Raw genomic sequence first — 14,889 nt, forward strand, 5'->3', positions numbered from 1 at the left:
GGACTCCCGAGTTGTCTCATCCAGCCGCCCGCCGGTACGGCAGGCGCAGGCGGGTGTGGTAGCGGTCGCCGCGGCGCTCGGTGACCAGGCTGGCCTCGGCGTCGAAAAACAAGGCCAGGCGCTCGCGCAGATTGGACAGAGCCATGCCGCTGCCGGGACTGGCGGCGTCGGACTCGTCCGGCACCGGGTTGTCCAGCGCCAGCTCCAGCAAGCCGCCGGCCAGGCGCGCCGCCACACGGATCTCCACCTCGCCGGCCAGCCGTTCCGCGCCGTGATAGACGGCGTTTTCCACCAAGGGCTGCAGAATCAGCGGCGGCAGCGCGGCATCCTGCGGCGCATCCAGCTGCCACGCCACGCGCAGGCGCGGCCCCAGGCGCTCGGACTCTATCGCCAGATACATCCGCGCCAGCTCCACCTCGCGCGCCAGCGTCGACGCGCGCGCCGGGTCCGCCATCTGCGCCCAGAACAGGTCCGACAGATTCTCCAGCACGCTTTCCGCCTTGGCCGGCTGCAGCCGGATCAGCGCAATCGCCGCGTTCAGCGTATTGAACAGGAAGTGCGGCCGGATGCGCGCCTGCAAGGCCGCCAGCCTTGCCTCGGCCAGCGCCGGCGACAAGGCGCGCTGCCGCAGCGACAGATAATGCAATAACAGCGCCGCCGCCAGCGCGGCCACCCACGGCGCGGCCCAGGCCTGGCCCAGTTCGCCGCGCAGCGCGTACTGGCACAGCGCGAAACAGCCGCCGGTCAGCGCCAGCGCCCACAGCGGCCCCAGCCTTTGCCTGGCCAGCCATGGATGGGCCAGCGCCAGCAGCGCCAGCGTCAACAGGCTGCCGGGCACGATGGCCAGCGCCGTCTGCAGCCAATGCCACAAAGGCTCCGGAGCGCCCAGCGCCAGCAGCCCGTCGACGAACAACAGCAGCAAGGGCAACTGCAGGATGCGCAGCATCACGCCCAGATTGCGGAAGTCCGGCAATGGCGTCATCAGGGATAGCATGTCGCTCCTCCACCGTTGCTCATGTCGCGATCATAGCAAGCCCGCAAGCGCAGCGGCTCGGCAGATTCATACCCATCAAGACATTCCATTAGAAAATATTCGGCACGGTGTATAACTTTAGGATGAGTCGATCCGAAACGAGTCCGCCATGAAATTCTTGCTGGCCGTCCTGCGTCTGCTGTGGCTATGCGCATGGACCGCTTCCGCGCTGGCTGCCGAGCTGCTGATCTCCACCGGCGAATACGCGCCATGGAGCGGGGAGCAATTGGCGCAGCAAGGCTTCGTCAGCCGGGTGGTGCGCGAGGCCTTCGCCCGCGAAGGCATACAGGTGCGCTTCCATTTCATGCCCTGGGCGCGGGCGCTGGAATCGCTGCGCAACGGCGACGTGGGGGCCAGCTCTTTTTGGTACGACGATCCGGTCAAGGCCCAGGAATTCCTGTACAGCGAGCCGATCTCGGAGCACCGCGAATTGCTGTTCCACCGCAAGGATCTGGCCATGCCGCGCTGGCAGAAGCTGCGCGAGTTGAGCACCCTGCGCTTCGGCGCCACCCGCGGCTACACCTATACCGCCGAATTCCGGCAGTTGGCCAAGCTAGGCGTGTTGTCGGTGGAGGAAGCCAATGACGACAAGACCAATCTGCTGAAGCTGCTGGCCGGCCGCATAGAACTGTTTCCCTTGGACGAATTTACCGGCTGGCAGCTGCTGTCCTCCGACGCGTTCCCGCGCGGCGCGCACGATCTGGTCACCACCGAAGCCCGCCCGTTCAGCATCCAGTACGGCCACCTGCTGATGCAGCGCTCTCCGCGCAACGAGCAACTGATGGCCCGCTTCAACGCGGGTCTGGCCAAGCTGCGCGCCGACGGCACGCTGGAGCGCTTCAAACTGGACCTGTATCGCGGCAGCGGCCAATAGACCGCCTCTGATCCGGCGCAAACTTTTGCGGTTTACGCGGTTTTCCCGGCTTTACACCGCGGCGGCGCGGCGATTACGGTGGTTCCCCTGCGCAGCCAGGCCTCCGCGCGCCCCACAAACCAATTTTAATGATATTTGAATATCAATCCGTTTTAATCATGGCAAACCGCCGCCGCCCTGCGCCGTTTCACGCCCTGGCCACTATGTCAGACGATATACGGTAGCCAATATATGGCTTGCATAATGCACTGCAACATGCTTTTAATCATTTTCAAACAGCCGTTCGAAGACGCCGCGCACGGCCGTTCAAGATCCTGAATTCCCATCCATTTGCAGGAGATCCAGAGATGCACATCGCCATACCAGCCGAACGGCTGGCCGGAGAACACCGTGTCGCGGCCACGCCGGAGACGGTGAAGAAACTGGCCGCCGCCGGCCACACCGTCGCGGTGGAGGCCGGCGCCGGCAAGGCCGCGGCCATCCCCGATGCCGCCTATCGCGAAGCCGGCGCAAGCATCGTCGAACAGCGCCCCGCGCTGCTGTCCGGCGCCGACATCGTGCTGTGCGTGGGCTCGCCCGACGCCGCCGACCTCGACGCGCTGAAATCCGGCGCCGTGTTGGCGGGCATGTTGTCGCCCTACCACAACCCGCTGCTGCCGCAACTGGCGGCCAAGCGCGTGTCGGCCTTCGCGCTGGAGCTGCTGCCGCGCACCACCCGCGCGCAGAGCATGGACGTGCTGTCCAGCCAGAACAATATCGCCGGCTACAAGGCCGTGCTGCTGGCCTGCCAGTTCTATCCGCGCTTCATGCCGATGCTGATGACCGCCGCCGGCACGGTGAAGGCGGCCCGCGTGCTGGTGCTGGGCGTCGGCGTGGCCGGCCTGCAGGCCATCGCCACCGCCAAGCGGCTGGGCGCGGTGGTGGAGGCTTACGATGTGCGCCCCGCCACCCGCGAGCAGGTGGAATCGCTGGGCGCCAAGTTCATCGAAGTGCCGATGAGCGACGAGGAAAAGGCCGCCAGTTCCGGCGTCTACGCCCGCGAGATGACGCCCGACTTCCTGGCTCGCCAGAATGAGTTGCTGGCCAAGCGCGCCGCCGCCGCCGACATCGTCATCACCACGGCGCTGATTCCCGGCAAGCCGGCTCCGGTTCTGCTGCCCGCCGCCAGCGTGGCGGCGATGCGGCCGGGTTCGGTCATCGTGGACCTGGCGGCCGAATCCGGCGGCAACTGCGAGCTGACCCGCGCCGGCGAGGCCTGGCAATCCGACAACGGCGTGCATCTGGTGGGCTTGACCAATCTGCCCTCGATGGTGGCCGCCGACGCCTCCAGCCTGTACGCGCGCAACCTCCTGACCTTCCTCGGCCTGCTGCTGGGCGCCGAGGGGTTGAAAATCGACCTGGAAGACGACCTGCTGGCGGCCACGCTGATTACCCATCAGGGCGAACTGCGCTTCGGCGCCGCCGCCAAGCCCGCCGCGCAAACCAATAAGGAGCCGCAACATGGTTGATCCCTTCATCACCAGCCTCACCGTCTTCGTGCTGGCCGTCTTCGTCGGCTACCACGTGGTATGGAACGTCACCCCGGCGCTGCACACCCCGCTGATGGCGGTGACCAACGCCATCTCCGGCATCATCATTGTCGGCGCCATGCTGCAGGTGGTGGACGTGGGCGGCCAGGAAATCACCCTGACCTCGGTGCTGGGCACCATCGCCATCTTCCTCGCCAGCATCAATATCTTCGGCGGCTTCCTGGTGACCCAGCGCATGCTGGACATGTTCAAGAAAAAGAACAGAGGCTAAGCGATGCAGAATATTTCAGCGATTCTTTACCTCGTCGCCGCAGTCCTGTTCATCCTGGCGCTGAAGGGGCTGTCCAGCCCGGCTTCGGCGCGGCGCGGCAATCTGTACGGCATCGTCGGCATGGCCATCGCCGTGCTGACCACGCTGCTGATCCTGGACAAGCCGGTGCTGGCGCTGATCGCCGGCGCCATCGCCGCCGGCGCCGTGATAGGCGGCTGGAAGGCGCGCACAGTGGAAATGACCGGCATGCCGGAGCTGGTGGCCGCCATGCACTCGCTGGTGGGCCTGTCGGCCGTGCTGATCGCCGTCGCCGCCATCTTCCACTCCGGCGTGGAGCACACGCCGGTGCAAAAAGTGGAGTTGTTCATCGGCGCCTTCATCGGCGCCATCACCTTCACCGCCTCGGTCGTCGCCTACGGCAAGCTGTCCGGCCGCTTCGGCGCCAAGGCGGTGAGCTTCTCCGGCCAACACCTGCTTAACCTGACCCTGGCGCTGGCCATGCTCGGCTTCGGTATCGCCTATTTCGCCACCGACAGCCAGGCCGCCTTCCTCGCCATGCTGGCCGTGGCGCTGGTGCTGGGCGTGACGCTGATCATCCCGATCGGCGGCGCCGACATGCCGGTAGTGGTGTCCATGCTGAACAGCTACTCCGGCTGGGCGGCGGCCGGCATCGGCTTCACCCTGAACAACCCGGTGCTGATCATCGCCGGCGCCTGCGTCGGCTCGTCCGGCGCCATCCTGTCCTACATCATGTGCAAGGCGATGAACCGCTCCATCGTCAGCGTGCTGTTGGGCGGCTTCGGCGCGGAAGCGGCCGCCGGACCGGCGGCCGGCCCGGGCGAGGCCAAGCCGTACAAGGCCGGCAGCGCCGAGGACGCCGCCTTCCTGATGGCCAACGCCGACCAGGTGGTGATCGTGCCCGGCTACGGCCTGGCGGTGTCGCGCGCCCAGCACGCGCTGCAGGAGTTCGCCGAGCTGTTGCACGAAAAGGGCGTCAGCGTCCGCTACGCCATCCACCCAGTGGCCGGCCGCATGCCGGGCCACATGAACGTGCTGCTGGCCGAGGCCGAAGTGCCGTACGAGCAGGTGCTGGAGATGGAGGAAATCAACGCCGACTTCTCCACCACCGACGTGGTGCTGGTGATAGGCGCCAACGACGTGGTCAACCCGGCGGCGCAGAAGGACAAGGCCAGCCCGATTTACGGCATGCCCATCCTTGAAGCGCACAAGGCGCGCAACGTCATTGTGGTGAAACGTTCGATGAGCGCCGGCTATGCCGGCCTGGATAACGAACTGTTTTACATGGATAAAACCATGATGGTGTTCGGCGATGCGAAAAAAGTGGTGGAAGACCTGCTGAAAAACGCCGTACATTGACGACGCCGCCCGCGCTGAGCAACGCCCGCCGCCGGCGGGCGTTTTTGCATTCTTCGCTCGACAAGAACAGGAGACAGCATGCCCTCCCTCAGCGCCCTTCTCATCAGCGGCAGCATGATGCTGCCGACCCAGGCCCTGCCCGATCTGCAACACACCGAATGGCGGCTGCAATCGCCCGCCCTGGCCGCTCCGCTGCCGACGCTGAGCATCGCCGATGGCGGCATCAGCGGCTTCGCCGGCTGCAATCGCTTCACCCTGGGCATAGACCATGACGGCAAGCACCAGGTAGCCACCACCCGCATGGCGTGCGCGCCGGAAACCATGCAGCGCGAGCAGGCGCTGCTGAAGCTGCTGGGCGCGCCGTTCCGGCTGCTGCCGTCCGATGACCGCCAGCACCTGACCTTGCGGGCCGGCAAGACCGAATACCGCTTCGAACGGATCGACGCCGCGGCGGCGCAAGCCGCCATCGCCGCCAAACCCGCCGCAGCGGCATGGCAGCCCGCGCCCGGAGAGCAATACTGGTACGTCACCAGCGGCGCCTGCGCCAGCGGGTCCTGCCTGCAGCTGCGCAATCGCGAAGACCAGCCATGGCAGAGCTATGCCGGCGCCATCAGCGGCTTTCAAGCCGAGCCGGGGCACCGCTACTACCTGAAGCTGCAGGGCGAGCCGGCGGCCGATGGCGGCCAGCCGACGCTGCAACTGGTCAAGGTGATCTATCAGGAAACGGTCACGCCGATAGCCGATTGACGGAACCCACGGCGCGCGGCGGCGTCTGACTTCCATTTACATTAGGAAAATACGATGAACCATCGCCTGATCCTGTCCGCCCTGGCGGCGGCCCTGCTGGCCGGCTGCGCCGGCACCCAAGGCCCCGCCGGCTCTGCCGCCGCGCCGACGCTGTCCCAGCTGCAAGGCGAGTGGAAGCAGCTGGATGCCGGCCCGGCCGCCGCCAGCTTGCAGATCGCCGAGCAGCGGCTGTCGATCAAGGCCGGTTGCAACGGCATGTTCGGCCCGGCCACGCTGGAAAATGGCAAGCTGCGCGCCAAGCCGCTGGCCGCCACCATGATGATGTGCCCGCCGGAGGCGATGCAGCGCGACGCCGCGCTGAGCCGCCAGCTGGAAGCGGGCATGCCAGTCAAGTTGGAACAGGGCCAGTTGTGGCTCGGCGAAGGCAAGGACGCCATGCGCTTCGAGAAGCTGCCGCAGGGCGAGACCAAGTTCATCTACGTCGCCGCCGAACGCAAGCCGTGCAGCGGCGTCGCGCCGATGCAATGCCTGCAGGTCCGCGCCGACAAGAGCCAGCCGTGGCAGCTGCATTACGGCGAGATCGAGGGTTTCCAGCCTGAAGCGGGCACCGCCTACCGCCTGCGCATCAAGGAGGTGAAGGTGGACAATCCGCCGGCCGATGCCTCATCCATCCGCTGGATTCTGGACATGGTGGTGGAGCAGGAAGTGGTGAAGAAGCCTTGAGGGACGGCTTCCGTGTCGCATGGCACGTGATGAATCCGCTGCGCGGATGATGGTTTTCATTGCCGGGGCTGCCCGGCAGGCAGGGAGGGGATATTTGCGTGGCCAAATATCCCCTCCACCCCTAAAGGCCACCCTGCAAGCCTGACCTTCGGCTTCCCGTCGGGACCCGTCAGGCCCGAGGCGCGGCTGAACTCGCCCCGCGCTAACGTCGCGGGGCTCAAACAGGCAGCCGCTTAAGACCCCGGGCCTGCCACCCGACGGCAGGCTTGAAGGGCCTCTGGCGCATCGGAAACGTGTCATTTTCCAGTACAGTTCAAACGTGTGCAAAGGTCGCGGGCAGATTCCGGCTCGGGCGCGGGATGACCGCTCTGCTACAATCGCGGCATTGAAATTGCAGGAGGCCGCCATGAGCCTGATTCCCGAAATCAAACCCCAGCAATCGCTGGAGCTGCTCAAAGAGCTGCACATCCTCACCCGCGACGGCAAGATCAACCAGGACACCCGCCGCAAGCTGAAGCAGGTCTACCACCTGTATCAGTTCATCGAACCCTTGATGGCCGATGTGCTGGACAAGAAAGGCGCGATGACGCTGGCCGACCACGGCGCCGGCAAGTCCTATCTCGGCTTCATCCTGTACGACCTGTTCCTGAAGGACAAGGCCGCGGGCCATGTTTACGGCGTGGAAACCCGGCAAGAGCTGGTGGATAAATCGCGCGAGCTGGCCGAGCGCCTGCGCTTCGAGCGCATGGGCTTTCTGAACCTGACGGTGGAGCAGTCGATCACTTCGACCGAGCTGCCGGAGCAGGTGGACATCATCACCGCGCTGCACGCCTGCAACACCGCCACCGACGACGCCATCCGCTTCGCGCTGGCCAAGGACGCGCAATACATCGTGCTGGTGCCGTGCTGCCAGGCCGAGGTGGCGTCAGTGCTGCGGCAGAAGAAGAACGAGACCTTCGGCAAGACGCCGCTGTCCGAGCTGTGGCGCCATCCCATCCACACCCGCGAATTCGGCAGCCAGCTGACCAATGTGCTGCGCTGCCTGCAGCTGGAGGCGCGGGGCTACCAGTTGACAGTCACCGAGCTGGTGGGCTGGGAACACTCGATGAAGAACGAGCTGATCATCGCCAAGAAGACCGGCAAGGGCAAAGCCAGCGCCCGCGAGCGCCAGCTGGCCATCCTGGACGAACTGAACCTGATGGACCTGCGCGAGCGCTTCGCCTACTGATCGCGCGCCGCTGGCGCCCAACGGCCGGCTAAAGCCGGAAACGCGCCGTGACGGTTTGCAGCGCGTGCGACAGCGCATTGAGCTGGCTGGAGGTGGTGGCCAGCTCTTCCACCGTGGCGCTGTTGGACTCCGCCATCTGCGACACCTGCTCCATGTTCTGAGCCAGGCTCAGGCTGGCGGTGCGCTGCTCGCCCAGCGCGCCGGTGATGGTGGAAATGGTATCGACGATGGACAAGGTGCTGCCCTCGATCTCGCCCATGGAGTCGCTGGCCTCGCGCGTGCTGCCGCTGACGGTTTCCACGCTGGACAGGCTCTGATCCATGCTGCCCACCACCTTCTCCACCCCTTGCTGGATGGCGGAAATCATCTGGGTGATTTCCTGGGCCGAGCTGGCGGTGCGCTCCGCCAGCTTGCGCACCTCGTCCGCCACCACGGCGAAACCGCGGCCCATCTCGCCGGCGCGCGCGGCCTCGATGGCCGCGTTCAGCGCCAGCAGATTGGTCTGGTCCGCCACATCGCGGATCACCGTGACGATATTGCCGATGCGCTGCACCTCGCCGGTCAGCGTGCGCATTTCTTCCGATGTCGCAGCCACGGCCTCGCTGACGGAATGAATCTTGCCGACCGAGGCCTGCACCGCGCGTCCGCCGCGCGAGGCGAGCTGGCCGGCCTCCTTGGCCTGGCGCGCCGCCTCTTCGGAATTATCCGCCACATGATTGATGCTGACTGTCAGCTGCTCGATGGTGGCGGCCGCTTCGGACGTGGCCTCGGACTGGCGCTGGGCGCCGGTGGCCACCTGCTGCGCCATGCTGGCCAGCTCATGGGCGGAGTCCGACACCTGGCTGGCATTGTTTTGGATGCTGGAAACCACTTCCCGCAAACCCTTGCGCATGTTCTGGATATTGCGGGCGATTTCCACCGCCTCATCGCGCGACTCCGGCAAGGCCTCATCGGCGCCGCTCAGATCGCCCTGCTCGATATGCCGCACCAGCGCCACGGATTTGCGCAAGGGCGTGGTGACCAGATTGGCGATGGTCAAGGCGATGGCCACGGCCACCAGCACCGCCAGTCCGGCGGAAACCAGCATGATGGACAAAGCCTGGCTGTACGCGGATTTGCTTTCGTCCAGCGCCTGCTGCACTTTGTCATGCTGATAGGCGGTCAATTCATCCAGCTGCTGTTGAAAGGCGGCGATGGCTGGGGCAAAACGTTTTTTCAGGACGGCCTGGGCTTCAGCATTCTTATTGGCTCTAGCCAGCGCGTATAAAGGGTCGTATAACGGCGTCAAGGCTTCGCGCGCCTGCATGACTTTGGCGAAGACCTCCCGTCCTTTCGAGGAAACCAGCACTTTGTCCAATTCGCCTAAGATGGCGGTATTCTGGGTTTTCAAACCCTCGATCTTGGCAATGCTGGCCTCGATGTCCGGCGCTTCCGTCGCGATGATCGCATCGCGCATCAATCTGGAGATATTCAAGGTGGAGACGATCAGCTTGTTGCACATCTCCACCTTGGGGTAGCGATTGCCGGTGATTTCTTCCTGCTTTTCCCTTATCGCATTCAGCTTGAGAATGGCGGAAATCACGATGGCGATCAGAATCAGAATCAGCAAGCCATAACCGGCCAGTAGCTTTTGCTTGACGGTAAGCTGGGATAGCATGGTTTCCTCTCCGATACGCCGGCGGCGCATTCCTCAGGGCGTGTTTAGCACCGCGTGCCACTACGCCTGTCAGCTTGCAACATAGTCGCTAGGCGGAGGCGGCGCAAAATAAAACCCCTTGTCCGTCTACCCACAACTACGCGAAATGGCGCATTCCTCCTTACTTTCACACAGCCATTGCCTAAGCTCAAACCAGTGACCGAGCAAACGGGAGAGTGCGGATGCAAGTGGCGGAAATCTTCGACAAGGCGTCAGGCAAGCTGCCGATGGTGCCCAAGGTGGTGCAGGAGCTGATGGCCAGCTTCCATCGCAACGACATCAATATCGGCGAAATCACCAATATGGTGATGCATGATCAGGTGCTGAGCGCGCGCGTGCTGCGGCTGGCCAATAGCGCCCGCTTCGGCAGCAGCCGGCGCATCGGCTCGCTGGACGACGCCGTGGTGCTGCTGGGCTTCGACAACCTCAGAGTGCTGGTCATCGCTTCCGGCATCACCGGCGCCACGCTGGGCATCACCGGCTTCGACATGAAGGCTTTCTGGCTGCGCTGCTTCGCCATGGCCAATACCTGCAAACTGCTGGCCAAACTGTGCGGGCTGGACCCGCAGCTGGGGTATACCTGCGGCCTGCTGTCGAATATCGGCGAACTGGTGCTGTTCGTCGCCGTGCCGGAACAGGCGCAGCAGATCGACCGCATCGTCGCCGGCGGCACCGACCGCATCGCCGCCGAGCGCATGCTGCTGGGCATGGATCTGACGGTGTTGGGCGCCGAACTGGCCCGGCGCTGGAATTTCCCGGACGAAATCCAGGAGGCCATCTTGAACCAGCACGATCTGCTGAACGAGGACGCCTCGCCGTTCGCGCTGCTGTTAGGGCTGACCAGCTGCATCGTCTCCGGCTTCCGCCACGGCATGCCGACCGAAGACATGCTGGCCAGCCTGCCGGAACGGGTGCTGGAGCGACTGAATCTGGACCGCGAACGCATGGAAGCCTCGATCGAGCAGCTGCAACAGGCCAGCACGCTGGTGGACGAATTATTCTAAGAGCCGCATTTCGGCGCCGCGGGCCTTGGCAACAAGAACATGGCGGCCAGCCGCCTCGCCTGAAGCGCCGCTAAGCGCCGACGCAAAAACGCCGCCGGGCCTCACGGCGCGGCGGCGTTGTCTCCCAACGATGAGGGATCAACCCTCCTCCTCGTCCGTTTCTGCCTCGACATGATCCAGGCGGCCGGTGTAGCGCAACTCCACCTCCTGCGTCAGCAAGTCCACCTTCACCACCGACAGCTGCACGCGGTCGCCGCGCGCCAGTTCCGGAAGGCCCGGGATGCGCAGGCGCAGCGGCAGGCCGTCGATGCGCACCAGGTCTTCCTTGATCACGGTGGCGGTCGGCGCGGTGATGTTTTCCTGCAGCAGATACTTCAGGCACCAGTAATGCTCCATCTTGTCCTGGAAGGACAGATAGGCGCCGTAGGTGGCGTCGAAGTCGCGCAGGATGGCGAACAGCATGGCGTCGCCCTGAGGGAACAGCGGCTTCTCGCCGCGTATCATCGCCGCCAGCTGGCGCTGGTTGATGAAGTCGCTGGCGCGGCGCAGCGGCGAAGTGCTCCAGGCATATTGCGCCACGCCCAGGCCCATGTGCGGCTCCGGGCGGGTGGTCATGCGCACCTTGCCCATGCTCTGGGCACGGTACATGGCCGGGATGTCGGCCTCGGCCAGCATGCGGCCCCACTCGCTGTTGGCCAGGATCATCAGCTCGGACACCAGCTTGTCCATCGGCGCGCCGCGCTTGCGGATGGTGATGGACACCACGCCGTCGGCCACGTCGATGTTGTAGTCGTGCTGCACCGGGCGCGTCGGGTCGTATTTGCCGCGGCGCTTCTCCAGCGCCTCGGCGAACTGCCACAGCCACACCAGCTCGCGCTTGAACGGGTAGTCCACGCCGGGATCGTTGGCCAGCGTCTCTTCGTTGAACACCTGCTCCAGCTCGGCGTGGCGCAGGTTGGCGGCGATGTGGACTTTTTCGATGCGGTTTTCAAAGGCCACCGGCTCGAATTCCGGCGTCACCTCGGCATACAAGGAAAACGCCGGGCAGTCGCGGCCTTCCTGCAGCGTGAACGCCTGCACCACATCGTCCGGCAGCATGGTGATCTTGTCGCCGGGGAAGTAGGCGGTGGACAGGCGCGACAGCACCATCTTCTCGATGTCCGAATCCACCGGCACGCCCAGCGTGGGCGCGGCGATGTGGATGCCCACGCGCTTGTTGCCGTTGGGCAGCTCTTCCACCGACAGCGCGTCGTCGATTTCAGTCGTGTTGGCGTCGTCAATGGAGAAGGCGCGCGCGCTGGAAACCGGCAGCTCCGGCAACTCGGCCGGCGGCGCGTACTTGCCGAAGCCGGCGCCCTTGGGAAAGTACTCCATCAGGAAACCGGCCATCAGGTAGTCCGGCACCGACGGAATGCCGCCCACCTTGTCGGCCAGTCGCAGCGGCGGCAGGCCGGTTTCGCGCGAGGCTTGGTCGAAAGCCTTGAATTCCAGCGTGTTCTTGTCCGGCTTCCACAAGAGCTGCATCAGTTGCGAACGGATGGCTTCCGGCAGCGCGCCGGCCTTCAGTTCGCCCACCCAGCCGTCGATCTGCTCCTGCTCGCGCTTCTTGCGCTCAATGCCGGCCAGCGCGGCCTGCAGCGCGTCCTGCGGCGCCTTCTTGTAGCGGCCCTTGCCCTTCTTGTAGAAGTACATCGGCGCGCCGTGCAGGCGGCCGATCAGCGCGGCGGCCTCGACGGCGGACGGCTCATGGCCGAAGTAGTCGGCGGCCAGATCCTGATAGCCGAATTCGTCGTCCGGGCTGCATTCCCACAGGAAATCCAGGTCGATGTCGGCCGCCAGCTTGTCGGCAGCCGGCAAAAAGTCCGCCAGCGGCGAATTGAATTCCAGGAACACGTTGGCGCTTTTGATCTTGGCGCGCTTGCCGTGCTGGGTATCCACCTGCAGGCTGGCGTCGCTGCGCGACACAATGCTGCCAACCTTGAAACTGCCGCTTTCTTCGTAAAAAACGTTCATCAAAACATGCCAGGCCGTTGAATTTAAGGGCGGATTATAGCAGCTCGCTCCACCTGCTGGCGCGGCATCTTGCCTAGGGGCTGTTGACGTTTGGAGAGCGGTCGCGCCGGGATGCGTTTTGCGACGAATCGAGGCGTTTCGCGCGCCGCATAGTCATTCTCTGCCAGCGCGGAACAGCGAAGAGTCGGCGCGAAAGGCGCCCGGCCCTGCGGGTTTGGCGTAGCTCAAACGCGATCCACTCACCAAACGTCAACAGCCCCTAGGCGCGCGGCAGATTCAAAAAACAAAACCCCCGCGCAAGGCGGGGGCAGACAGGGGCGGCAAGCCGCCAGCCAAGGCCCGCATTGGGCGGCCTTGGCGCTTCTTATTAGAAGTTGTACTTGACGGTGTAGATTGTCGCGTACTCGTTACCAGCAGTGCCTAGCTTATTGACTGCGTAACGGTATTGAATACCAGTAGTAATCGACTTGGTCGGGTTCCACCACAGGGAAACCGCGCCATTCTGGCCAGTACGCTTCTGCACCAAACCTTGCAGGCCACTCGGCTGAGCCACAGTGGTGAAATAGTCAGAACGAGCAAATTCAGTCTCATGCCATTGAGTCACAGAGAACGGCTGGCCGAAAGCGGTGAAGTCGAAGCCTGCCACGTAACCAGCCATCCAACCATTGCGATGCGCGCCAACGCCGTACTTCAGCTCTTGGTGCATGCCCAGGAACGGCTTGAACCATACCTTGCCGAAGGACAGATCGGTGCCCAGACCCAGCACGCGGTTCTGATCAAAGAATTGATGGCCGCGGGTATCGTACACGTGGGTATAAAGTTTGACCGGCACGCCAGCAACGTCGGTGATGTTGAAACGCGCTACGACTTTGGTGGTGTAACGGCGGTCTGCTGCCGGAATCTCGGTCTCGTTGCGGTTCCAGTTCTCCAGGTCAAAGAAACCATACAGGTCGCCCCAGGAACGGCCCATGCCACCTTCGGCCTCCAGGTATTGGAAGTTGCGCTTGGCACCGAACAAGGAATTTTGGGTCTTATCCAGCGTGCTATTGGACCAGTCCAACTGGTTGAAGCTGACATTGCTGAAAGTGTAATCGGCGTGAGCCAGAGTGGAGGCGGCCAACAAAGACAAGGCCAGCAGCGACTTGCGAGTATTCATTTGTTTCACCAGACTATTTTCGTGTAGTAAGCAGCCGACAAGCGTCGGCGAGCGCCGCGCAGAATAGTCTCTGAAATGGCCTTGTGCAAACGATTTGTCACACTTCTGTCGTTTTTTTGCAAAGAAATTTGTTTTTTCTGTAGCGAAATGACGTCAGAATTACAAATTGTTGGCTTAATGCCACACGAGATTATCTCCACGTGGAGATAAGTATCTGAGCCAGCGCCGCTTTCTGGTTTGTTTCAGGTCAAACTACCTCGCCCGACCACTCGCAAATCCGCATATCGACTTTGCCATTGACATGGAATGCCACACCCTCTTCCTCCAGCAACACGCGCTGCCAGTCGGCCTGCTCGCTGCCGGGGCGGGACAGCCGCCCGCCGGCGCCGACCACGCGGTGCCACGGAGCCGTTACGCCGTCCGGCAGATGGCCCAGCAAGTGGCCGACGTGGCGCGAGTGGCGCGGATAGCCGGCCAGCTCCGCCAGCCGGCCGTAGGTGACGACGCGCCCAGCCGGCACTTGCGCCAGCAGCGCCAACACACGGCGGGCGAATTCCGGCGGCATCAGCGGTAGCGCGGATCGGCGACGTAGGGGTTGTCGCGTTTCTCCGCGCCTATCGTGGTCAGCGGGCCGTGGCCGGGGATGACCACGGTGTCGTCGGGAAGCACGAACAGCTTTTGCTGGATCGCGTCTATCAGCTGCTGGTGGTTGCCCATGGGGAAATCCGTACGGCCGATCGAGCCTTGGAACAGCACGTCGCCGGCCACCAGCACGCCGGCCGCCGGGCTGTAGAACACGACATGGCCCGGCGTGTGGCCGGGGCAATGGATGACATGCAGCGTTTCCTGGCCCACGGTGACGGTGTCGCCCTCTTCCAGCCAGCGCTGCGGCGTCAGCGGCTCGCTGCGCGGGAAGCCGAACATCTGTCCCTGAGTGGGCAGCTGGTCCAGCCAGAAGCTCTCGGCGCGTTGCGGTCCTTCAATCTGCACGCCCAGTTCCTCCGCCAGCTTGGCGGCGCCGCCGGCATGGTCGATATGGCCGTGAGTCAGCAGCAGCTTCTCCACCGTCAGGCCCTGGCTATCCACCCAGGCGCGGATGCGCTCGATGTCGCCGCCGGCGTCGACGACGGCTGCCTGGCGGCTGGCGTCGCACCACAGCACGCTGCAGTTCTGGGCAAACGGGGTGACCGGGATCACGTGGTATTTCAGGGCCATGGCAATGCTCGCGGACAAAAGTC

14 protein-coding genes are annotated in these 14,889 nt (G+C 64.2%); 8 read left to right on the plus strand and 6 right to left on the minus strand.

From position 1 onward, the window contains the following. Nucleotides 1–16: 16 nt before the first annotated feature. Nucleotides 17–994: a sensor histidine kinase gene (locus tag QUG01_RS06455; protein ID WP_500829405.1), complete on the minus strand. Its 978-nt coding sequence runs from the start codon at nt 992–994 to the stop codon at nt 17–19. Between the two features lie 148 nt (nt 995–1,142). On the opposite strand from QUG01_RS06455, the gene QUG01_RS06460 reads away from it, so the two are divergent. From QUG01_RS06460 to QUG01_RS06490, 7 genes are all read left to right on the plus strand, one after another. Further along, on the plus strand, nt 1,143–1,907 hold the full coding sequence (locus QUG01_RS06460) for a substrate-binding periplasmic protein (protein ID WP_500829406.1): 765 nt from the start codon (nt 1,143–1,145) through the stop codon (nt 1,905–1,907). A gap of 347 nt (nt 1,908–2,254) precedes the next feature. Continuing rightward, a complete protein-coding gene (locus QUG01_RS06465) occupies nt 2,255–3,415 on the plus strand; it encodes a Re/Si-specific NAD(P)(+) transhydrogenase subunit alpha (protein ID WP_500829407.1) in 1,161 nt (386 codons plus the stop codon). Further along, nucleotides 3,408–3,707 (plus strand): proton-translocating transhydrogenase family protein, encoded by a 300-nt coding sequence (locus QUG01_RS06470; RefSeq protein ID WP_043627395.1) that lies wholly within the window; start codon nt 3,408–3,410, stop codon nt 3,705–3,707. Before QUG01_RS06465 ends, QUG01_RS06470 begins: the two co-directional genes overlap by 8 nt. Nucleotides 3,708–3,710: 3 nt before the next feature. Then, nucleotides 3,711–5,084: an NAD(P)(+) transhydrogenase (Re/Si-specific) subunit beta gene (locus tag QUG01_RS06475; RefSeq protein ID WP_500829408.1), complete on the plus strand. Its 1,374-nt coding sequence runs from the start codon at nt 3,711–3,713 to the stop codon at nt 5,082–5,084. 78 nt (nt 5,085–5,162) lie between these two features. Next, entirely contained in the window at nt 5,163–5,831 is a 669-nt protein-coding gene (locus QUG01_RS06480) for an META domain-containing protein (protein ID WP_500829409.1), read from the plus strand. A gap of 54 nt (nt 5,832–5,885) precedes the next feature. Next, nucleotides 5,886–6,554, plus strand: a complete 669-nt coding sequence (locus QUG01_RS06485) for a DUF4377 domain-containing protein (RefSeq protein WP_500829410.1) — start codon at nt 5,886–5,888, stop codon at nt 6,552–6,554. A gap of 406 nt (nt 6,555–6,960) precedes the next feature. Further along, the gene (locus QUG01_RS06490; RefSeq protein WP_500829411.1) at nt 6,961–7,782 is read left to right on the plus strand and encodes a class I SAM-dependent methyltransferase; all 822 of its coding nucleotides are present in this window, start codon (nt 6,961–6,963) and stop codon (nt 7,780–7,782) included. 28 nt (nt 7,783–7,810) lie between these two features. On the opposite strand, the gene QUG01_RS06495 is transcribed toward QUG01_RS06490, so the two are convergent. Beyond that, a complete protein-coding gene (locus QUG01_RS06495) occupies nt 7,811–9,439 on the minus strand; it encodes a methyl-accepting chemotaxis protein (RefSeq protein ID WP_500829412.1) in 1,629 nt (542 codons plus the stop codon). A gap of 221 nt (nt 9,440–9,660) precedes the next feature. On the opposite strand from QUG01_RS06495, the gene QUG01_RS06500 reads away from it, so the two are divergent. Then, nucleotides 9,661–10,482: an HDOD domain-containing protein gene (locus tag QUG01_RS06500; RefSeq protein ID WP_500829413.1), complete on the plus strand. Its 822-nt coding sequence runs from the start codon at nt 9,661–9,663 to the stop codon at nt 10,480–10,482. A gap of 138 nt (nt 10,483–10,620) precedes the next feature. On the opposite strand, the gene QUG01_RS06505 is transcribed toward QUG01_RS06500, so the two are convergent. The 4 genes from QUG01_RS06505 to QUG01_RS06520 all read right to left on the minus strand — a co-directional run bounded on the left by QUG01_RS06505 (nt 10,621) and on the right by QUG01_RS06520 (nt 14,866). Further along, nucleotides 10,621–12,495: a ribonuclease catalytic domain-containing protein gene (locus tag QUG01_RS06505; protein ID WP_500829414.1), complete on the minus strand. Its 1,875-nt coding sequence runs from the start codon at nt 12,493–12,495 to the stop codon at nt 10,621–10,623. Nucleotides 12,496–12,862: 367 nt separating this feature from the next. Then, a complete protein-coding gene (locus tag QUG01_RS06510; protein WP_500829415.1) occupies nt 12,863–13,651 on the minus strand; it encodes an outer membrane protein OmpK in 789 nt (262 codons plus the stop codon). A 247-nt stretch (nt 13,652–13,898) separates the two neighbouring features. Next, nucleotides 13,899–14,216, minus strand: a complete 318-nt coding sequence (locus tag QUG01_RS06515) for an MGMT family protein (protein ID WP_500829416.1) — start codon at nt 14,214–14,216, stop codon at nt 13,899–13,901. Continuing rightward, nucleotides 14,216–14,866: an MBL fold metallo-hydrolase gene (locus tag QUG01_RS06520; protein ID WP_500829417.1), complete on the minus strand. Its 651-nt coding sequence runs from the start codon at nt 14,864–14,866 to the stop codon at nt 14,216–14,218. The genes QUG01_RS06515 and QUG01_RS06520 overlap by 1 nt, the downstream gene beginning before the upstream one ends. Between the last annotated feature and the right edge of the window lie 23 nt (nt 14,867–14,889).

Source organism: Chromobacterium sp. CCUG 76385 (assembly GCF_059916625.1).